Raw genomic sequence first — 20,710 nt, forward strand, 5'->3', positions numbered from 1 at the left:
CCAGCCAATGAGGAGGATCAACCATTCATGAAACGAAAAAACAAGTGGATTATATATGGAATCGGGCTTTCTTTATTACTCGGAGGATGTATGGATAATGGTGTGGACGAGAAGAGTACGCAGGATGAAATGGAAGAACAGTATGTAAGTGTACAGGATTATAAGGGCGAAGGCTACGCATTAAAAGGTGGGAAGGAAAACGACAACATCGCAGAAGAACAGCGGGAAGAGGTTGAGAAGGCAGTAAAAGATTTCTTCCTGAATAAATACAGTACAGAAATCAAAGTTCATAATATTGTTGGGAATGTGGATGGGGCCACCGTGTTTGTCGAGTCAACCGGCCCGCTTTCTTTCTATACGTATGCTGTTGTCCCCATTGATTCGAGTGATCAGACCATCCAATTTGATAAGGTTTGGTCCCAGGAAGGGCAAGTAGAAAGTGCCATAACAGATGGCTTGTATAAACAATTGTTCGATAAGGAATTTAATCAATTAGACAATTACATGGAGAACGTTGTAACGGAAGGAGAAGTTGTTGGAAGGACAAAGGAATCTCTGGAAAATGTTGCAGGGGATGGGTATATGACTCCGTACTATTTCCTTTCAACGTCGCCAATGAAAGATGAGGCTATTAAACCTGTATATGAACTATACATAGAAAATCCTGATGCGGGTGTGGAGCAGTTACAAGCAGCGTTTAAAAAAGAAGCATTTGATCCGAAAAATCTAAGAATATCCATCATGCTTTTCATGAAAGAAAAAGGCGTGGAACCAAGCGAAAAAGTATTCAACCGGATTATTCATGATATAGAGGATGCAGCTGATTTTCCAAGGGGGGCCTATAGTGTCTTCGTAAATGATAATCGAATCCACAAGGACTCATTTGAAGGTGTGAAAGACAATTCCCTAGAACGGGCTTACCCAGATGAAATCATAAAAGAATAAGCTGATTTAATACGATGGTGACCCAACTGGACTTGAGGAAAATCCAGATATAGACGAAGTACCAATTAGGAGGAGCAGACATTCATGAACAGAAAAAACAAATGGATTATATATGTAATTGGACTTTCCTTCTTGCTTGCAGGATGTATGGGTAATGGTGTGGATGAGAAGCAGGCTGAAGTGAAGGATCCGTATGCAAGAGTGCAGGATTATAAAGGGGAAGGGTACTTTTTAAATGATGGAGATGAAAACGATAAGATCGCCGAGGCTAAAAGTGATGAAGTGGAAAAAGCGGTAAAGGATTACTTCTTAGAGGAATATAAAACGAAGATAAAAGTACATAATCTGGTGGGGAATGTCGATGGAGTAACGGTATTTGTGGAATCGACAGGGCCAGTGCACTTTTATTCAACTGCCATTGTTCCAATCAATCAAGGAACGGAAGAAATCATGATGGAGGATGTATGGACGCAGGAGGATGTAGTTGAAAAAGGAATCAGGGAAGGATTATACAGGCTGGTGTTCGAGAATGAGTTTGAAAACCTGGATAAATACCTGGAAAATGTTGCGGCGGAAGAAGCCGTTGTTGGGAGAACAGTAGAGTCCCTCGAGAACGTTGGTGGATCTGGTGTTATGACACCGTACTACTTTATGTCGTCCCTATTTGGAGATGAGGCAATAAAGCCGGTATATGAGTTGTACATGAGTAATCCAAATACGAGTAAAGAACAGCTGGAAAAAGCATTTGATCAAGCTTCATTTGATGAAGAAAATGTAAGAATTAACATCATGCTTTTTATGGAAAAAGAAAACGTATCGCCTGATGAAGAAATCCTGAAAAAAGTAACGGATGATCTGAAAGAGATGAAGTCTATTCCTGTTGGGATGTATAGAGTGATTGTGAATGATAATGGTGTCCATAAAGAATCATTTGAAGGCAATAAGGATAATTCAATAAAAAATGAGATTGTAAGAGCGGAAAGTTTGGACTGAATTTGATTAAAATACCTACACCAGACGTCCTGGAATTAAGAACTGTCTTGAATAGCAGCTTATCAAAAATCCCACCCCATTAGGAGGACCAGACATTCATGAACAGAAAAAACAAATGGATCATATATGGAATCGGACTTTCTTTATTACTCGGAGGATGTATGGCTAATGGAAAAATTAATGCGGATTCACAAGAGGTAACAGGACCCTACAAAGACACGTTTGTAAGAGTGCAAGATTATCAGGGTGAGGGATATGTACTCAGAAACGGGGAAGACGCAGATAGAATTGCAGAAGAAAAAAGAGATGAAGTTCAAAAAGCTGTTAAAGATTTCTTTTTGGAAAAATATAAAACAGACGTCAAAGTCCACAACATTGTAGGGAACAAGGATGGTGCGACTGTGTTTGTCGAATCGACAGGTCCGGTCCACTTTTATACGACCGCGATCGTGCCGATTGATTTGAGGGAAGAAAAAGTGAAGGCGGATGAAGTAGTGTCTCTTGAAGGTGAAGTGGAAAGTGCCATCCGTGGAGGGCTTTACCATTTACTGTTCGAGAAAGAGTTCCAGTACCTTGATACTTTTGTAAACGAGCATAAGGTAGTGGGAAGAACCATAGAAGCTGTAGAAAATGTGGGAGGAACCGGGTATATGACTCCCTATTATTTTATAACCACCTCTAAATCCGACAAAGCCATAAAGCCAGTATATGATTTATACCTTGAAAATCCAGATACTCCAGTAAGTGAATTCAAAGCTCAATTTGCAGAAGACGGGTTCTCTGCTGAAAATATCAAAGTAAATATTGAACTATTTATGGAGGAAGAAGACTCAGAACCGAACGTGGAATTGTTAAATCAACTATCAAATGATTTGAAAGGAATGGCCGGCATTCCTAAAGGAAGTTATAGCCTGACCCTCAATGACAACTTAATTAATGAGAAAGTGGGTGATGGATTGAAAGACAATTCATTAGAAGTGGGGTTTCCTGACTATATCGAAATTAATTAAGGTTGGTGGAAAGGAGGGCCAGACATTCATGAACAGAAAAAATAAGGTGATCATATACGGAATCGGACTTTCGTTATTACTCGGAGGATGTATGGCTAATGGAAAAAATAATGCCGATTCAAAAGAGGCAACAGGACCCTACAAAGACACGTTTGTGAGAGTGCAAGATTATAAGGGTGAGGGATATGTACTCCGGAACGGAGAAGACGCAGATGAAATTGCAGAAGAAAAGAGTGATGACGTTCAAAGAGCTGTTAAAGATTTCTTTTTGGAAAAATATAAAACAGACGTCGAAGTCCACAACATTGTAGGGAACAAGGATGGTGTGACTGTGTTTGTCGAATCGACAGGTCCGGTCCATTTCTATACGACCGCGATCGTGCCGATTGATTTGAGTGAAGAAAAAGTGAAGGCGGATGAAGTCGTGTCTCTTGAAGGTGAAGTGGAAAGTGCCATCCGTGGAGGGCTTTACCATTTACTGTTCGAGAAAGTTTGCGGAACTTGATCAGTACCTTGAAAAAATAGTGGCAGAGAATAAGGTGGTTGGCAAAACAAAGGAATCTATAGAGAATGTTGGAGGAACCGGCTATATGTCCCCTTATTACTTTATTACGACTTCTTCTTCTGACAAGGCCATAAAGCCTGTATATAATGCGTATATTGAAAATCCAACCATTCCTCCTGCTGAACTTAAATCCCTTTTCGCCATGGATGAATTTTCGGTTGTAAATCTAAAAATTAATCTGCAGCTTTTTATGGAGGAAGAGGGGGCAGAACCCAGCAAGGAATTATTTCATGGGATTCCTAAAGATTTAAAGAAAATGAACTCTATTCCTAAAGGAAGTTATAGTCTAGTAATCAACGATAATTTAATTAATGAAAAAGTCGACGATGGTTACAAAGAAAACTCATTACGTATTGGGGTTCCTGACTATATTGTCATTGAGTAAGCTTGAGGTGAAGGGGAAATGGGAAAGGAGGACCAGTCATTCATGAACAGAAAAAATAAGGTAATCATATACGGCATCGGTCTTTCATTGTTACTTGGTGGATGTGTGGATAGTGCAAATGGTAATGGCGTGGATGAAAAGAATACTCAAGTTGAAGGGAAGGACTCTGGCAATCGTTTAGTAAGCGTACAGGAATATGACGGAGAAGGGTTTTCTCTTGAAAACGGGCAACAAAATGACAAGATTGCAGAAAAACACCGTGATGAAGTGGAACAGGCTGTGAAAGATTTTTTCTTACACCAATATAAAACAGATGTTGAGGTTCATAATATTGTCGGTAATGCAGATGGAGCTAGTGTGTTTGTTGAGTCGATAGGCAAGCCGCATTTCCATACATATGCAGTTGTGCCCATAGAGGAGAGCGAGGAAAAAATTCTGATTGACCAGGTTTTTTCACCAGAGGGAGAGGTGGAAAATGCCATTGCCTCAGGTGTTTATGGGTTACTATACGAGGATGAAATCACCAAGCTAAATCAAGTAATTGAGGGACTGGTAGAAGAGCTGGCATTCACCGGAGAAACAAAAGAAGCAATAAATAATACTGCAGCATTCGGCTATGGAACTCCTTATTATTATGTTTCTTTTGGCGATATAGAAAGATCGAACCTAATCATGGACACATACATAAACAATCCCAAAACCAGTAAAAAGGAATGGAAAGAAACGCTGAACATTTCAGAGGTAGATCCTGAAAATATTTATATCACCATTCAACTCTTTAAAAATAGGCCAGGAAAAAATCCCACAAATGAAGAGCTGGAAAGGGTAGTTCAAACGATTGAGGATACGGAAGGAATACCTGCAGGTGCTTATAATATTCTGTTACATGACAATACCATTGATAAAGAAACAGGGGTTGGAAGCAAAGAAACCTCTATTGAAAGATCTTTGCCTGACTATATTATTAAAAAATAATCAGAGAAGGAGATCAGACATTCATGAACAGAAAAAAGAAGTGGATCATATATGGAATCGGGCTTTCATTATTACTTGGCGGGTGTATGGATATGGATAATGCGAATGGTAATGGTGAGGATGAGATCCAGGCTGAAGTGAGAGATCAGTATGCAAGAGTGCAGGAGTATGAAGGAGAAGGTTACTTTTTAAATAATGGTGACGAGAACGATCAGATTGCCGATGCTAAAAGAGATGAAGTGGAAAAAGCGGTAAAGGATTTCTTTTTAACGAAATATAAGACGGAGGTAAAAGTACATAATCTGGTGGGGAATGCTGATGGAGTGACGGTGTTTGTGGAATCGACCGGGCAGGTGCACTTTTATTCTTATGCCATGGTTCCCATAAATCCAGGAACGAAAGAAATCATGACGAAAGAAGTGAGGACACAAGAAGGGGAAGTTGAGCGCGGGATTCGTGAAGGATTATATAGATTAATATTAGAGGAAGAATTTAAGAATCTGGACTCGTATCTTGAGAAGGTCGTTTCGGAAGAAGCCGTTGTTGGGAGAACCGTTGAGTCCCTTCAAAATGTTGGTGGATCGGGTAGTATGACGCCATATTACTTTATGTCTTCCCTAAATAGCGATAAAGCCATAAAGCCTGTTTATAATCTCTACATGGAAGACCATGAAACAGCGGGCACCATACTAAAAAAAGCGTATGACGGGGAGTCGTTCAATCCTGATAGTTTAAGAATTAATATTATGCTCTTTATGGAAGAAGAGAATGTGGATCCAAGTGAAGAGAGCATGAAGCGTGTAGTAAAAGAGATAAAAGAAAAGAGCGCTCTCCCTAAAGGGACATATAGAGTGGCCATAAATGATAACGGGGTTCATAAGGAATCATTTGAAGGGTTTAAAGATAATTCAATTGAACAGGAAATGATTCGGAACGAATAGTGGTTAGTATGCCTGAAATTCAGCAGCCAGACGCACTCGTTATCAGTACCCCCGTCCCTTAAGGAGGATCAGATATTCATGAACAGAAAAAAGAAGTGGATCATATATGGAACAGGGCTTTCATTATTACTTGGCGGATGTATGGATAATGCGAATGGCAATGGCGTGGATGAGATGCAAGATCATAGCGATCGTTTAGTAAGCGTGCAGGAATATAAGTAATAAGCAAGGATGTTAAACAGCGTTAAACGCAGTAAGTGATTCGGGATGACTAGGAAATTCGGAGATTAACTAATTACCCAATATTAAGAAATATTTTCAAATTCATAGGCTATGTTTCGGAAAAATGGGTAATTATACAAGTGTATAAGTCAAAAGGCTCACAATGATTCCAATAACATAAATAGGTTAAAAGAAATACAGAAACGAAATGCCGCCACTACTTTTTTCCTGTTTTTCCTAATTAATCTAATGATTTCCCGAAGTAACTGTTAATACTTTACAGACTTTTATAAAATAAAAAGGTAATGCTTTAAATGAACCCATCCAATTAGGAGGATCAGACATTCATGAACAGAAAAAAGAAGTGGATTATATATGGAATCGGACTTTCATTATTACTTGGAGGATGTATGAATATGGATAATGCGAATGGTAATGGTGTGGATGAGACGAAGAGTACGCAGGCTGAAGTGAAGAATCATAGCGATCGTTTAGTAAGCGTGCAGGAATATAAGGGAGAAGGGTTTTCTCTGAAAAACGGGCAAAAAAATGACAAGATTGCAGAAGCAAACCGTGAAGAAGTGGAACAGGCTGTGAAGGATTTTTTCTTAAAGCAATATAAGACGGATGTTGAGGTTCACAATATTGTCGGTAATGTTGACGGAGCTAGTGTATTTGTAGAGTCGATTGGTAAGCCCAACTTCCATACATATGCAGTAGTACCTATAGACGCAAAAGAGAAAAGGATTTTGACTGACAAGGTTTATTCATTAGAAGGAGAAGTGGAAAATGCCATCACTTCTGGAGTTTTTGGATTGATATATGAAGATGAATTTAACAAGTTGGATAAGGTGTTGAAAGAAATTACAAGAGATTATCCATTTACTGGCGAAACGACTCAAGCCATTAATAACACTAAATCATTCGGATTTGGGAATGAATACTATTTTGTTTCATTTTTCGATATGGAATTATCAGAGCAACTCGTTGAACTTTATTTAGAAAATCCTGACCTCACAAAGGAAGAGTTAAAAGAATTTAATATAGAGAAATTAAGCCCTGAGTCAATAAATATTACGATTCAGCTTTTTAAGAACAAAAGAGATTCAGATCCAACCAAAGAAGAGCTGGATGCAATAGCAAAAATTATTGAAGAAGCGGAAGGGCTGCCTTATGGGGCGTATAACCTTCTTTTACATGACAATATGATTGGAGCAGTTTCGGGCAGCGGAGATAAAGATACTACGGTTGAAAGGGCAGACCCCGATTATATTATAAAAAAATAAAAATTGGAAAGAGTTGAGTAAGGTGCCATCAGTAAATAAGGTAAATCAGGTTAATATTACTACAGATACAACTGATAGGGACTTGGTAGAGTTAGCTGGATTACACGCCTATTCAGAAATTAATAGATTTGATGTTATAAAAGTTAATGGGAAAGTATTTAAGGTACTTGATGTAAACTTTCTCGATGACACTGGACTAGATGCATTTACAGTTCGAAATGAATCCACAAAAGAAATGACAATAGTGTATGTTGGTACAGACGCAGCAGCTGAAAATGGAAAGCAAGACATCATAACGGATGTTCAGCTGCTAAGTGATTTAACTTTGCCTCAACTTGAGGCTTCTTCTGAATATTTTAATAAGATGCAAAAGAAATATGCAAATGAGGGTGGAGTCAGCTCCGTTACCGGAAACTCCCTAGGCGGCCCCCTTGCAAACTACGCCGTAAGAAATCGCCCAGACATTAAGTCCGTTACTCTGAATCCAGCCCTATTCCCAAATGGTGTAATGGACCCTAACAAAAGCTACGACAACATCACCAACTACTTCACTAACTATGATCTCCTGACAGGCACCCTCATCGCCCTGGATCTCGATTCACGCATCCCGGGCAAAAGATATGATATATCAACCGGGATCCCCCAGACCGGAGAAGGGTTTAACATCCTGAAAAACAATCATACGGGATATATTGAGGATGGTAAGTATGAGATTGGTCAGCCCGGGTCCCCGGGTCATGGGTACATCTACGACGAAGCCGATGCCCATATCATGACAAGCATATGGACGGGTGAACCCCTTTATAGCGGCCATTCAGACAGAATCGACATCAATCGTGACAACCTCAATCTCCTGGCTGAAGCCCTGGCAGGAGATGTGTTGACAAGGCTGACACAAGCTCAAGAATACTTGACCCATTCAGAAGAAATTGCCCAGCATGAAGGCGACCGGTATGCTGAACGGTTAAGCCGCCTGCAGATGGTTTTTGAAGATTCTTTTGAAGGTCTGATTGGTAATCCTTTATTTATTGGCATTACCACAACCTCTCACCGATTGACTTCGGAAATCGATCACCTTATTTCTCTCGTTAATATGGCTGAAAATGCGAGCCGGTCTCTCAATGGTGTATTGAATTCACCGCCTGTCGAATTGGTGGAACACCTATTCAACAGAAGCATCAGTGTGGAGAGTATTTTCGGGCAGGCACGGAGTCAGCTGCTTGAGTTCAAAGGGGAGATCGCCAGTATGACCGGCTTCCTTCAGAACATCCTCCACAAAGAAATCCCGGAACTTTTTAGTGGGGGGAAGGAGACATTCGAGGACCTTCTTGTAAACGACATGCTAGAACACTATAAGATTATCGACTATAATACTGCGAAGCTGAATAGTAATATTGCAGAGTTTCAGAGTCAGGTTGCAAAATTGGGAGAGAACTTTGGTGAGCGGGATGCCTCCTTAAGCGCGAGTATTTCATCAGGGGCTTCCGTTCAACATACTGTGGCGATACCCAAGAAAAACGAATATGTTCTGGAAGCGTCTGATCATATGCTTATTGGAATGAAGATGAAAGAAGTCATTCTGGAAGGATCCTTTGAAAGTTTCAAAGGAGCTTCCCACGGTTTGCTTCTCCCACTGTTAGGATCATTAACCGGACTTGCGTTTGCCATCGAGAATACGCTGGAAATCATCTCAGCGTCGATCAAAGGCGCCATGAACATCGCGCTAAGCGGAACGGTGCCTGGAAAAATCATCAGCATCTTTTCCGACTTCGATGACAAAATCCGTTCATACGTATCTTCCGCACTGGAACCAATCGATGAGCTTGCCGCCACCATTGAAGGGCTCAGGGATGGATTAACCAGATTGACCATCGGATTCCCGGCCTTACTGGAGAGCTTCAAGCCCTATATAAACGCTGCTATTTTTGATTCAACGGGCTACGCGAATATCCACTTATACAATGTTTCAGCCATCGCCATCCATCAAGAAATGGAACTGCTCTTTGACGATATCGTCTATCAGCTCAGTCATCAAAAAGGAAAATCCATTGAAGCGTTATGCGAAATCTCAAAACGGCTGAAGAACAACATGATCCAACTGCGTCAACAAGTGGATCGTGTCACATTATAGGGACAGGTCCTTCACTTGTTCCTCTTTTTTTTGCCGATTTTGGAGATGGGACAGAGGGACAGGTACACTGTCCCATATTAAGGAACAATTCTGAAGGGACAAGGAACCTGTCCCTCCGTCCCAAAATTAGGAGGATCAGACATTCATGAACAGAAAAAAGAAGTGGATCATAAATGGAATCGGACTTTCATTATTACTTGGTGGATGTATGAATATGGAAAATGCGAATGGTAATGGTGTGGATGAGAAGCAGGCTGAAGTGAAGGAACCGTATGCAAGAGTACAGGATTATAAAGGGGAAGGGTACTCTTTGAATGATGGAGACGAAAACGATAAGATTGCCGAGGCTAAAAAGGATGAAGTGGAAAAAGCGGTAAAGGATTTCTTTTTAACGAAATATAAGACGGAGGTTGATGTACATAATCTGGTAGGTAATGAAGATGGGGCAACGGTTTACGTAGAATCAAAAGGCCTACTGCATTTTTATACTTACGCAGTAGTTCCAATTGATACAAATCAAAAGAAAGTCAGAACTTCAGAAGTGATGTCTGTTGAAGGTCAAGTGGAGAACGCGATGAGAGGAAGTCTATATGTCCATTTATATAAAAAAGAGTTTCAAAAACTTGATCAATATTTTGAGAAGCTAACATCTGAAGGAAAGGTGACAGGGAAAAGAATAGAAGCAATACAAAATGTAGAGGGATCAGGGTATATGACTCCTTACTACTTTGTCTCTACTTTTAATCATGATGATCAAATGAAACCAGTATATGATCTTTATCTTAATGATCCAGATATATCAGATAGTGAACTGAAAGAAACGTTGGATTATAACTCTTTTAAGTTGGAAAATTTAAAAATTAATGTAAGTTTGTTTATGAAAAAGAATGGCGCAGATCCTAATAAAGAAATATTCAAAAAGATATCATCAGACTTAGAAAGTTTAGAAGGCATCCCCAATGGAACCTATAGTTTCTTCCTTAACGACAATAAAGTTTTAGTAGAATCATCTGAAGGCATTAAGGATAATTCCTTAAAAAGGGCTTATCCGGATTATATTGTAAATAAAATTGGTAAGAGGTGAGTATTGGGTGGGACAGAGGTGGGACAGAGGGACAGGTACACTGTCCCATATCAAGGAACAATTCTGAAGGGACAAAGAACCTGTCCCTCCGTCCCATGAACTCATCCAGTTAGGAGGACCAAACATTCATGAACAGAAAAAATATGTGGATCATATATGGAATCGGACTGTCATTATTACTTAGTGGATGTATGAATATAGATAATGCGGATGGAAAAGAGAGCAATGGGAAACAAGCTAAGAATCAATATGTAAGAGTGCAGGAATACACAGGAGAGGGATACGCCCTTAAAAACGGGGAAGAAACAGACAAGATTGCAGAAGAGAATCATGAAACGGTGGAGAAAGCAGTTAAAGATTTTTTCTTGAAAGAATATAAGACAACTGTAAAGGTACATAATATCGTGGGCAATGAAGACGGAGCAACAGTGTTTGTGGAATCAACCAATCCGCTTCACTTTTACACTTATGCAATTGTTCCCATTGATAAATCCAATGAAAAAATTCAGTCCGACCGTGTGTTTTCACAAGAGGGACAGGTGGAGAGCGCTATAACTGAAGGCCTGTACAGAAGTATATTTAAAGACGAGTTTGATCGCTTGGATGAATATTTAGAGGGAGTTGTAAATGAAGAGCCTGTAACTGGAAGAACAGTTGAATCTCTTCAAAACGCAGGGGGAACTGGTTATATGACTCCCTATTATTTCTTGTCATCTACTGTAGTGAATGATGAATCAATTAAACCGGTTTATGGTTTATATATGGAAAATCCTCAGATCAGCACAGATAAATTAAAGGCTGCCTATAATAAGCAAGCATTCGACCCGACTAAGTTTGAAGTAGTAATAAATTTGTTTATGAAAGATAAAAATGCGGAGCCGGACGAAAAAGTGTTTAATAAAGTAGTGAGCGATATTGAAAGTATGGGTGATATACCAAAAGGGACGTATAGCATCTTCGTCAACGACAATACAGTCCTTAAACAATCATTTGAAGGGGTGAAAGATAATTCGCTCGAAAAAACGACTCCAAATGAAATTATTAAAGAGTAAGACGGTGTGTAACAGGGGGACGGTTCTTGTGGTTCATTGGGACAAAGGGACTGTCCCTCCGTCCCCATCAAATATAAAGCGAAAAGACACAAATAAATTATTCCCCTACTTGTGTCTTTTTACGCGCAAAACTTCCGATTGATTCCTTTAAGAACTATCCCCTTGCTTTTCTTGTTTTATGACTTATCGCTTATTATCATCTTTTATAGAGTAAGATATAATATACTTTAAGAAAAGTGAAGTCGGCAAACGTGAAGAAATTGAGGTGAGTTTGATGTTTGGCTTTTGGATTATCGTGACAATATGTTTAGCCATTTGGGGTGGGTATATTGCTTATAAATCTGAACGGTAAGTAGGATCAGTTGATCCTCTTACAGCCATAAAAAAATCCTCAAATATGAGGATTTTTTTATCGAAGGATCAATTTTGTTCAATCAAGTGTGAGGCAAATTCTCCGATGCTCCGTAGCATGTCTTCCCATTCTTTCTCATCCGCTAAATGGAAATGGATGGTCTCTGAATCATCTCTATATTCGCTCAGCCAAATTCCTTTTGTGGAAGGAAGGAAGAATAGGATATTCTCCAGATACATTTCATTCTCCAGTGACACAATACTGAAATTAGATATATTGAATAATGTCCATTCAAAGCTTTTTAAATCATCAATAAACAAGTCGAAGCTAATCTCTTCTTCGGGTGTGAAGCGTGAACTTTTTCGGACCTTCTCTAGTTTATCCCGATTGCTTAAACGGTCGAAGTTCTTCTCGCTCAAAATGAAGGATCGCTGCTCGTTCTTGTAAAGCTTCTGGATGCCATAGTATTCGATCATATAATGTCCCATTTCATCTGACGAAATGATGGAGAACTCATGGATGATATCCTTTTCAATAAGGTGAAGCAGCCACTCATCGTTTTCGTAGTGATGAATCATCAGCACAGACTGAGCGGGTGTATTGGAACAGCGGATCAGCCTCTTGGATTGCACATAGTTTTTAATGAAATGGAGCATTTCCTCCGTTAAAGGATTCTCTCCTCTTGCATCCCGCTTTTCATCCAAGATGACGCTTCATGATCAGCTGTTTACTCGTCGCCTCCATGATGGCAATCCATTCCTGTTCGTTTTTCTTTCCGATCGCTGCCTCTGCAATTCCCTTAGCTACACTGTCGTAGCCTGACAAACTGACCATTAACGCTAGTTCTTCTGATGTGCAGGTTAGTATATGGTTCATGGGATCACTCCTTAAATGATTCTGTCTACGTATAAGACGGTTGCTATTTGAATGTAATAATGTTTTAGGCGCAATATTTATCCATTTTAATAAGGACCGTAATTGTTTTATGATAGAAAAATGAGTTCTAGTAACCCGGTTATAATATAGTATAAGATGATTGAAAGAATTCCTTGGATAGCCAGTGCAATTAGAAATAAAATTTTTCTAACGAACCAATTATATTTTCCGATTTTCGTATAAATATAATGCCCGGAACCCAACAGGCCTTTTTGAAATGCGTTAATCATTTTCTGAATGGTGGTAGTGGGTGGATCGTATATCGAATACTCGTAGAAACCTAACATCGTTTTTTCTAAGAGTACTATTGTACAGCCGTAAGCAAATTGAGTACTTAAAATCAATGCGACTCCTATTTTAACAACTTCAATCGTGTCTTCTATTGTCCAAAACATAATTTCCTCCTAATTAAACCAACTCATTACAGAGTCCTTTACCTTACTGATCTTCTTGACTGTAGGGGATTCACCAATTGATTTACCTATTTTTCCTGTGAAATCCTTGACCTTTCCACCAAATTTAGAGCTGGCAAGACCGCCGACCAAACCACCAATTGCTCCTCCTGCTACTATTCCGATAGGTCCGCCAATACTCCCAATAGTTGCACCTAATTGAGTGCCTGCGGCAATTGCGGCCAAATCTGTTCCTACCCCACCGACGAAGCGACCGATTTTCTCGCTGGAACCCATATTAGCATTCTCGGAAGATGTAAATTCTCCAGCATTTGCTATAAATGAAACGGCAGTTCCAACAAAAGGTATTTTTTTACCTACTGTCGTTAGCCCTTTTGCACTTGCCGTTTTTCCGAGAACCTCTTTGGTACCTGTTGTCATACGGTTATATATGTTCTTTCTTAACTGTTCTCCGGTTAATTTATTGAAGTTTTTTGGAAATCCAGCTACATGTTTATATATATGGGCAGGGCTTTCGTATGTCTTAACGAATCCATGGAGTTGTTTTAATAAGGGGTTACTTGGCGTTTCTGCTCTTGAAAATGTAAGGATTTTTTTCGCCAGCTTGGAGCTGTGTTTTCCTTTACTTGTCCAGGATGGGTCTGTTCTGACACTGAACTCATATTTGCCTCTTAGTTTTTGCAATAGAGTAGGTTTGCTGCCAAGATAATGTACTTTAAGTTTCGAAGAAAACAGACCTGCAGACAGGACAGATAGAGTTTGGTAACCTGCCAGAAGATTGTCCCCCCAGCTCATCTTACTATTGATCGTATCGAATGGAGAGAAGAACATATCCCAAGCGGCAGAAATTTTTCGGTTTTTTTGAAATGAATTTATTTCTTCATGGAGTTTCGAATCATCTAGAGTGGAACTGTCGTACTTATTAATGTTTAATGTACCATTCTTAAACATCCCGTTCACTTCGTATAAATACTTTTTTAGCAGTTGAATATTTTGTTCAACCGTATCAAGTTCCTTGGTTTGGGCAATATCAAATGCAGTCAAGTCTTCAATCGTTTGGTCTATTTTGTTTTGAGCCTGTTGTTGAATAGTGGTAAACCGGTTTTCTTGAAGAGTTGGTGAGTAAACAATATCACTCACCCGCCTGATTGTGCAATTAGCTTCATCAACCAGTTCAAGTGTCAAGTTTTCACCCTTTCTTAAGGCTGCTTTCAGGTCATGGGAAAGAAATGATTGTTGAATATACCCGGTATCATCGGGCTCTAAGTCTCCGGCTGCACTCTGAATGTTGCTAAGGGTTCGCTCGAAGTCTTCTAATATAAATGAAAAGGCTGAAAGAAGAGTCCTATGAAAGTCCTCATAGAATGCACGGATGGCTGCTCCACCTTTTCCTTCAAAGGAATCGTCAAGATGAATAAATGCCTCAATTTCACGTTGAAGGGAATAAATCTGCTTGCCTTCCGTTGAAAGCCCGTTTATCAATTCTGCAATACCGTTCTGTAGTGATTGTGAATCCAATATTCTCAAATCTCATCCCTCCTAGCGCAGCTTTATAGAGGAAGATACTTGATGGTCTGCTTCCTCCATACTGATTAATGATTGTTTTACAGATTGATTATTCTCTGCCAAAAGTGTTTTATAAAGATTTCTGATTTCTCATAATTGATTATTCAGTTCATTTATTCGATCCACAACGTCTAAACGATTGCCGCTGCCAGTATCTTTAGGAAGTTCAGTATCAAATGAACCGGCGGCACTTTCAATATTCGAAACAGCTTGTTCTACAGCACTGTAACGTATCTTCAGTTCTTCAACCAACGTGATCGTCTCCTTTTCTCTTTTCCTCGTTTATTCTGGAAACCTCTTGAGAGATGTTGTACTGCAATGTTTGTATCTCATAATGGAGCGTAGTGACTTTATTTTCAAAGATCGTAATAGCCTCACTTAATTGCAATTGATAAAGATCCCTGTAGCTCAAAGAAAGATCTTCACGATACTCTTGAAATGCATTTGCTAACTGGCCCTTCCACGTATGTGAGGAGAGCTCTGGATCATTTATGGAATGTCGGTTGTGAACGAACTCATTTTGTATTTTCTCTAATTCTCGTATACTCGATTCTAAGCGGTTAACCTGCTCTTTTTTTTCTGTGAGTTGAGATTGTAAGTATGATAGGTATGACATCAGATTCATCTTCTTACAAAAAAATGTCATAATTCTTCCAGTAAAAATGGTACCAAATGGAATTTAAGAAAGTAATAGGAAAATAAGCACATATTTGCGACAGTAAACTAAGCATTTTGTCTTTTTAGAGGATATATACAACGAAAATTTACCCATAAAATGTAAAAGAAATTCCTTTTTATTAAAGATAAGGAGGTGAGGTGGACGGTTCTTGAAGAGGGAAATCGGACTTTTGCGTGGGGATATTTGGATGTTGGTAGGTGGATGAACAGTATGGGTGGAGTCGGTTTTCTATGGAGAGTACGGTTAAGGAGAGAAGTACTATTTATGGGGTTACCACTAAGGGTAACGGTGCCTAGGAAAATGAAAATTACTTTATAGGAACCCTGAAAGTAGGGACAGAGAGCCAGTGAAACTGTCCCTCTTCCTCATTAAAGCGTCTGTTAGCTCAGGTAGAACTTTTAAAAAGCTGCTCATTAAATATATTAATTGAATATACGTTTTCTTCTACTAAGTTATCCATTATCTGCTTTATTACATGCGGTTCTCGTAAATCCTCGCTTTCAAAGGCTAAAAGGTCGTTAACTTTTATCCATTGGCTGTCAGTAATTTCATCTTCTTCAAGGTTTAATGTACCTCCAGTAACCTCACCAATAAAATGAAATAAAATTACTTGATGGTTCGTGTTACTGATAAAATTATAGACTCCAGTCGTGCCAATCAGTTTTACCTCTAACCCCGTTTCCTCTTTCACTTCCCTTCGAGCTGAGTAAAGAATGTCCTCAGAAAAATCTACATGCCCACTCGGAAAGTTCCACTTATCGACTGCAGTAGGTTTATTCTCTTTTATCATTAAGACTTTATCATTATCAAAGATTGATACACTTGCTATTAAGACAATTCCATCTTGAGACATCCATTCTCCTCAATTCTATATGAAAATTTTACCTTTTTTAATTACACTGGCAATGGGACTGAGGGACTGAGGGACGGAGGGACAAGGAACCTGTCCCTCCGTCCCTTAAACCGGCATCAAAATCCGAATCGAAGTCCCTTCCCCCGGCGTGCTCTTCACATTGATGCTTCCCTTGTGAAGCTGGATCAGCTGCTTTGTGATGGCCATCCCCAAGCCGGTTCCGCTTCCGGAGTCGCTTGTGTTGGTGCCGCGGTAGTAGCGCTGGAAGAGGCTGTTGACGGTTTTTTGGTCCATGCCGATTCCGTCATCCGAGATGGTGATCTGGCGCAGGTGCTGTTCGATGACGGCAAGGGAGACGGTGACGGTCGTTCCTGCCGGGTTGTATTTCAGGGCGTTTTCGACGATATTGTCGATGATCCGTTGAAACCATTTGGGGTCGACGGATGCTGTGACGTTTTCGTCTTCTGCCTGGAAATCGATGTTCATTTTTTTGTAGTCCGGGTTGTTCATATAGCCGATGATGGTCCTGCGAATGAGTTCGGTTACATTCATTTTTTCACGGACGATCGGCAAAGCGCCGTTTTTGATGCGGTAGGTCAGCGTCAGGTCATCGAGTAGATCCTTCATATAGGACGATTTGCTGCCGATGATTTCGGCGAATTCCCGCACTTCTTCCTGGGACCAGTGATACTCCTTCGACTCCAGCATCTTGGAGTAGCCGGCGATGGAGGAGAGGGGTGTTTTCAGGTCATGGGAAATGCCGCTGATCCATTCCTCGCGGGTCACTTTGATTTTTTCGCGTTGATCCTGGTTGTCTTTCAGGGTTTCCGTTAGCTGTGAAAGGTTCATGATCAGTTCTTGATACAGCTTGTATTTTCGTTTGATCTTTCCGTTCTTTTTAAAAAGGAGAGGCTGCTCGACGTGGTTGACAGGCTGTTCGTAGACGCCGTTCCCGAGCTTCTCGATCCACTGCATCATGGTCATCAGGGGCTTGCCGAATTTGCGGGCATACCAGAAGGTGATGAGAAGAAGCAGTAGAAAGAGCAGGACGGAGACAATGATGATGCTGTTTCCAATCTTGTTGTCGATTTTCTCTTCCAATGTAGCCGCCATGTCCTTGAGCGGCATCCCCATCAAAATGGTCTGCTGCGAACCTTCATCATAATAGGAAGAAACGGATTCTTCCTTGGATTCCGTCATGGACAGGATCTCTTGATGAGAGTACGTCTTGGGCTTATTCCCGGCATTATAGCTGTCGATCACTTCCCCCGAGTTGTTCACGAGCTGGACCCAGGCGTTTTTGTCCTGCAGCTCCGAAAGGACACCTTCCTGAAAGACGAGCTTTCCCTGCCTCCAATCGACATGCTGTTTCACTGAATCGAGAAGAAGCGACTCGCCATTTTCCTCCCTGAAGAAGACCAGTGGGCCATCAGGATCGGTCTCATCCAGCCGCCAGTAGGAGTAGTCGAGCGTTGGGTCGTTTTCGAGCACCAGGCCGGCGAGTTCTCCTTCATTAAAAGTGGAAGGGAACTCTTCCAGCTCCGGATATCCGCCGAGAAGTTCTCCATCCTTTGATACGACCAGCAGGCGGCCATGCTGTTCTCCTGCGAGCTTCTTCAAACGGTCGGAAATGTCTGCTTTTCCATTTTCGACTGTAATATTTTGCGAAATAAAATAGTCTTCCGCCAAGGACAAATCATGTTCTGCTTCACTGTCGGAAAGGAAGTAGCCGATGATCCCGAAAAGGAAGAACAGCAGCGCGCCGATCAGGAAGAAGATGAGCATGAGCTGAAGAAACAGCTGGACGACAAATCGTTTATGGATGTTCATTCTGTGCTCCGTGGGGGGATGAATTTGTAACCCAATCCTCTGACCGTCAGGATATACCGGGGATCGCTTGGGTTTTCCTCGATTTTTTGCCGGAGCTTCCGGATATGCACCATCACCGTATTATCCTCGCCAAGGAATTCCTCGCCCCACACTTGTTCATACAGCTGATTTTTGCTGAACAGCTGGTTGGGATGTTTGCAGAAGAAGATCAACAGCTGATAGACCTGTGCCGGCAGTTCGACTTTCCTGCCATTTACCGTTACTTCCCCGGAAGAGGTATTGACGATGAGACCGCCGAATTGATACGTTTTTACTTTAGGCTTCATGGAAGTGCCGCCGCTCTTTCGCCTGAGGTGCGCCTTGATCCGCGCTACGACTTCCAGCGGATTGAACGGCTTGGTGATATAGTCATCCGCCCCTAAAGCAAAGCCTGACAGCTTATCCAGATCGGTGGTGCGGGCAGTCAGGAAAAAGATGGGGGCATCGGTTGTTTCCCTGATCAGCGGACAGATTTCAAAGCCGCTCCGGTCCGGCAGCATGACGTCCAGCAGGATCAGATCATATCTTTTATCACTGCAGCGGGCCAATGCGTCCTCCGCGTTATGGGCGGAATCGATGTATGTAAACTGTTCTTTTTTTAAAATGGTCGTGAGCATCTGGACAATGGACACTTCATCATCGACAATCAGAATCTTGCTGTCATGCATCTTGTAATCTCCTATTCTTGCTGAATTTATAGCTCCATCATATCAATTATTTTTAAGGGGAAGTAGGAATTAAGGTAAAATTAAGGAAGAGGTTCGCAAGGCTTAAGATACCCGATGTATGATCAGGATATCACAGAAAAACGTGTTCATATTGAAGGGAGATAAGGTATGCTTGCCATTGGAAAGAGAGAATTTCTGAAACTATTTAAAGGAATCAAATCGATTATCATTATTGTGATTTTGGTTGTAACGTCCTACTATTCTGCAAAGTTTTCGAATCTGCTGCTCTCGCTGGAGGAGTTCTCAGCTGAGGATGCGGATAAGATCGAATACGCGGGATTATTGGCCTTGCTGCTTTTTCTGGGGCAGCTATTTGTGATGGGGCTGTCGCATGATGCGATGAACAGGGAAACCCATGACCGGACAATCCGCTTCCTGGTGACAAGGACATCGAGGCTGTCGATCCTGCTTGGAAAGTTTTCCGGCATCGTGCTGTTTTGGCTGGTGTGTGTCACCGCGTCCTTCCTGATCATCTTTTTCATGACAGGAACCATGGACCCCCTCAGCTTCTTCCAGACAATGAGTTTGTTACTCTATCAAATTGCGTTGACCATCCTGCTGTCGACTGTTATCCCGAAGCCGGCATTCACAATGTTTCTCAGCATTGTCATCGGCCTGGCGTTTCCGATTGTCAGCCTGTGGTTGGCATTCACCAGCAATGGGTACGTGAGCTGGCTGAAATATTTGACGCCATTCTATTACTTGGAAGAGGATTATATGTTCTTTATGATCTTCCCGCTGGCCGCCGTCATGGTCGTGATATCCCATCTTGTGTTTAAAAGGAGAGAGTGCTGATGGCTGCAATTGAAACCAAACAGCTGGTTAAAACGTATGGTAGAGTGAAGGTGGTAAAAGGAATTGATTTGTCTGTCCAAAAAGGGGAGATCTTTGGGTTCCTCGGCAGGAACGGCGCAGGGAAATCAACCTTCATCAATATGCTGACAGGGATCATCCACCCAAGCGCCGGTTCGTTCTCCTTGCTTGGCACGGCCGGAGTGAATGATGACGTCAAAAGGCGGATCGGGGTCATGCCGGACTACACCAGCTTTGACGGTTCGATGACCGCGATCGGTTATTTAAAATTTTTATCAGAGGTGTCGGGGAAAAAAGCATCGACTGGAAGGTGCCTGGATGTCCTGAAAAAAGTGGGACTGGAAACCGATGCCGCTAAAAAGGTCGCAAAATATTCGTTCGGGATGAAAAAGAAGCTCGGCATTGCCCAGGCCATCATCCATGATCCCGAATTGATCTTCCTGGATGAACCGACATCCGGATTGGATGCAGAATCGGTTGTCCACATACATACCTTGATCCGCGAACTGCACCAACAGGGAAAAACGCTGTTCATGACGTCCCATAACTTAGGTGAAGTGGAAAAGCTCTGCTCCCGGATTGCCATCATGAAAGAGGGACAGATCGTAAAAATAGGGTCGATGGATGAACTGAGGTCCTTCTATCAATCCAGGATCGTCGTGAAAATCAAGCACGGAAGCATCCCGGCATCAGAAGAAGCCCGGTTGACACAATGGCTGGAAAGTGCGGGGGAAGACGTGAAGATTCAGGATAGGTATATCCACATCACCGTCGAACAGGAGAAGAAGATTGCGGAAATCATCCGTGCCTGCAACGAGTGCAAGGTGGATGTCTACCGCGTGGAGGTTGAGGAACCGTCACTGGAGGACATCTTCCTCGATGAACAACAAAATTCACATCACGGTTAGGAGA

21 protein-coding genes and 1 pseudogene are annotated in these 20,710 nt (G+C 41.4%); 13 read left to right on the forward strand and 9 right to left on the reverse strand.

Going from position 1 to position 20,710, the window contains the following annotated elements; translation table 11 throughout:
- The first annotated feature begins 27 nt into the window (after window positions 1-27).
- The 11 genes and pseudogenes from AC4E8A_RS03030 (at window position 28) to AC4E8A_RS03080 (ending at window position 11,589) form a co-directional block, all read left to right on the forward strand.
- Entirely contained in the window at window positions 28-945 is a 918-nt protein-coding gene (locus AC4E8A_RS03030) for a DUF1672 family protein (RefSeq protein ID WP_490196725.1), read from the forward strand.
- A gap of 84 nt (window positions 946-1,029) precedes the next feature.
- On the forward strand, window positions 1,030-1,938 hold the full coding sequence (locus AC4E8A_RS03035) for a DUF1672 family protein (protein ID WP_490196727.1): 909 nt from the start codon (window positions 1,030-1,032) through the stop codon (window positions 1,936-1,938).
- 98 nt (window positions 1,939-2,036) lie between these two features.
- Window positions 2,037-2,948: a DUF1672 family protein gene (locus AC4E8A_RS03040; protein WP_490196728.1), complete on the forward strand. Its 912-nt coding sequence runs from the start codon at window positions 2,037-2,039 to the stop codon at window positions 2,946-2,948.
- Between the two features lie 91 nt (window positions 2,949-3,039).
- Window positions 3,040-3,898, forward strand: a pseudogene (locus tag AC4E8A_RS03045) (DUF1672 family protein).
- Window positions 3,899-3,940: 42 nt separating this feature from the next.
- Window positions 3,941-4,873: a DUF1672 family protein gene (locus AC4E8A_RS03050; RefSeq protein WP_490196729.1), complete on the forward strand. Its 933-nt coding sequence runs from the start codon at window positions 3,941-3,943 to the stop codon at window positions 4,871-4,873.
- Window positions 4,874-4,896: 23 nt separating this feature from the next.
- The gene (locus AC4E8A_RS03055; protein ID WP_490196730.1) at window positions 4,897-5,814 is read left to right on the forward strand and encodes a DUF1672 family protein; all 918 of its coding nucleotides are present in this window, start codon (window positions 4,897-4,899) and stop codon (window positions 5,812-5,814) included.
- Window positions 5,815-5,892: 78 nt separating this feature from the next.
- On the forward strand, window positions 5,893-6,036 hold the full coding sequence (locus tag AC4E8A_RS03060; protein ID WP_490196731.1) for a hypothetical protein: 144 nt from the start codon (window positions 5,893-5,895) through the stop codon (window positions 6,034-6,036).
- 347 nt (window positions 6,037-6,383) lie between these two features.
- The gene (locus AC4E8A_RS03065) at window positions 6,384-7,322 is read left to right on the forward strand and encodes a DUF1672 family protein (RefSeq protein WP_490196732.1); all 939 of its coding nucleotides are present in this window, start codon (window positions 6,384-6,386) and stop codon (window positions 7,320-7,322) included.
- Window positions 7,323-7,344: 22 nt separating this feature from the next.
- Entirely contained in the window at window positions 7,345-9,453 is a 2,109-nt protein-coding gene (locus tag AC4E8A_RS03070) for an SA1320 family protein (protein WP_490196733.1), read from the forward strand.
- Window positions 9,454-9,598: 145 nt separating this feature from the next.
- The gene (locus AC4E8A_RS03075; RefSeq protein ID WP_490196734.1) at window positions 9,599-10,537 is read left to right on the forward strand and encodes a DUF1672 family protein; all 939 of its coding nucleotides are present in this window, start codon (window positions 9,599-9,601) and stop codon (window positions 10,535-10,537) included.
- A gap of 128 nt (window positions 10,538-10,665) precedes the next feature.
- Window positions 10,666-11,589: a DUF1672 family protein gene (locus AC4E8A_RS03080; protein WP_490196735.1), complete on the forward strand. Its 924-nt coding sequence runs from the start codon at window positions 10,666-10,668 to the stop codon at window positions 11,587-11,589.
- A 420-nt stretch (window positions 11,590-12,009) separates the two neighbouring features.
- Here AC4E8A_RS03080 and AC4E8A_RS03085 read toward each other — a convergent pair whose 3' ends face one another.
- The 9 genes from AC4E8A_RS03085 to AC4E8A_RS03125 all read right to left on the reverse strand — a co-directional run bounded on the left by AC4E8A_RS03085 (window position 12,010) and on the right by AC4E8A_RS03125 (window position 18,925).
- Complete coding sequence (locus AC4E8A_RS03085; protein WP_490196736.1) at window positions 12,010-12,645, reverse strand: hypothetical protein; 636 nt, start codon at window positions 12,643-12,645, stop codon at window positions 12,010-12,012.
- Window positions 12,638-12,817, reverse strand: a complete 180-nt coding sequence (locus tag AC4E8A_RS03090; RefSeq protein ID WP_490196737.1) for a hypothetical protein — start codon at window positions 12,815-12,817, stop codon at window positions 12,638-12,640. The genes AC4E8A_RS03085 and AC4E8A_RS03090 overlap by 8 nt, the downstream gene beginning before the upstream one ends.
- A 107-nt stretch (window positions 12,818-12,924) precedes the next feature.
- A complete protein-coding gene (locus AC4E8A_RS03095; RefSeq protein ID WP_490196738.1) occupies window positions 12,925-13,272 on the reverse strand; it encodes a hypothetical protein in 348 nt (115 codons plus the stop codon).
- A 9-nt stretch (window positions 13,273-13,281) separates the two neighbouring features.
- A complete protein-coding gene (locus tag AC4E8A_RS03100) occupies window positions 13,282-14,817 on the reverse strand; it encodes a T7SS effector LXG polymorphic toxin (protein WP_490196739.1) in 1,536 nt (511 codons plus the stop codon).
- A gap of 129 nt (window positions 14,818-14,946) precedes the next feature.
- Window positions 14,947-15,108: a DUF5344 family protein gene (locus AC4E8A_RS03105; RefSeq protein ID WP_490196740.1), complete on the reverse strand. Its 162-nt coding sequence runs from the start codon at window positions 15,106-15,108 to the stop codon at window positions 14,947-14,949.
- Window positions 15,101-15,502, reverse strand: a complete 402-nt coding sequence (locus AC4E8A_RS03110) for a YwqH-like family protein (protein ID WP_490196741.1) — start codon at window positions 15,500-15,502, stop codon at window positions 15,101-15,103. The genes AC4E8A_RS03105 and AC4E8A_RS03110 overlap by 8 nt, the downstream gene beginning before the upstream one ends.
- Window positions 15,503-15,920: 418 nt before the next feature.
- A complete protein-coding gene (locus tag AC4E8A_RS03115; protein WP_490196742.1) occupies window positions 15,921-16,388 on the reverse strand; it encodes an NUDIX hydrolase in 468 nt (155 codons plus the stop codon).
- A 105-nt stretch (window positions 16,389-16,493) separates the two neighbouring features.
- Window positions 16,494-18,218 (reverse strand): sensor histidine kinase, encoded by a 1,725-nt coding sequence (locus AC4E8A_RS03120; protein ID WP_490196743.1) that lies wholly within the window; start codon window positions 18,216-18,218, stop codon window positions 16,494-16,496.
- A complete protein-coding gene (locus AC4E8A_RS03125; protein WP_490196744.1) occupies window positions 18,215-18,925 on the reverse strand; it encodes a response regulator transcription factor in 711 nt (236 codons plus the stop codon). Before AC4E8A_RS03125 ends, AC4E8A_RS03120 begins: the two co-directional genes overlap by 4 nt.
- Window positions 18,926-19,093: 168 nt before the next feature.
- Between AC4E8A_RS03125 and AC4E8A_RS03130 the strand changes: the two genes are divergently transcribed.
- Both AC4E8A_RS03130 and AC4E8A_RS03135 read left to right on the forward strand, forming a co-directional pair.
- The gene (locus AC4E8A_RS03130) at window positions 19,094-19,780 is read left to right on the forward strand and encodes an ABC transporter permease subunit (RefSeq protein ID WP_490196745.1); all 687 of its coding nucleotides are present in this window, start codon (window positions 19,094-19,096) and stop codon (window positions 19,778-19,780) included.
- A complete protein-coding gene (locus AC4E8A_RS03135) occupies window positions 19,780-20,706 on the forward strand; it encodes an ABC transporter ATP-binding protein (protein ID WP_490196746.1) in 927 nt (308 codons plus the stop codon). Before AC4E8A_RS03130 ends, AC4E8A_RS03135 begins: the two co-directional genes overlap by 1 nt.
- Window positions 20,707-20,710 lie beyond the last annotated feature (4 nt).

This window comes from Bacillus sp. SRL337, assembly GCF_984799155.1.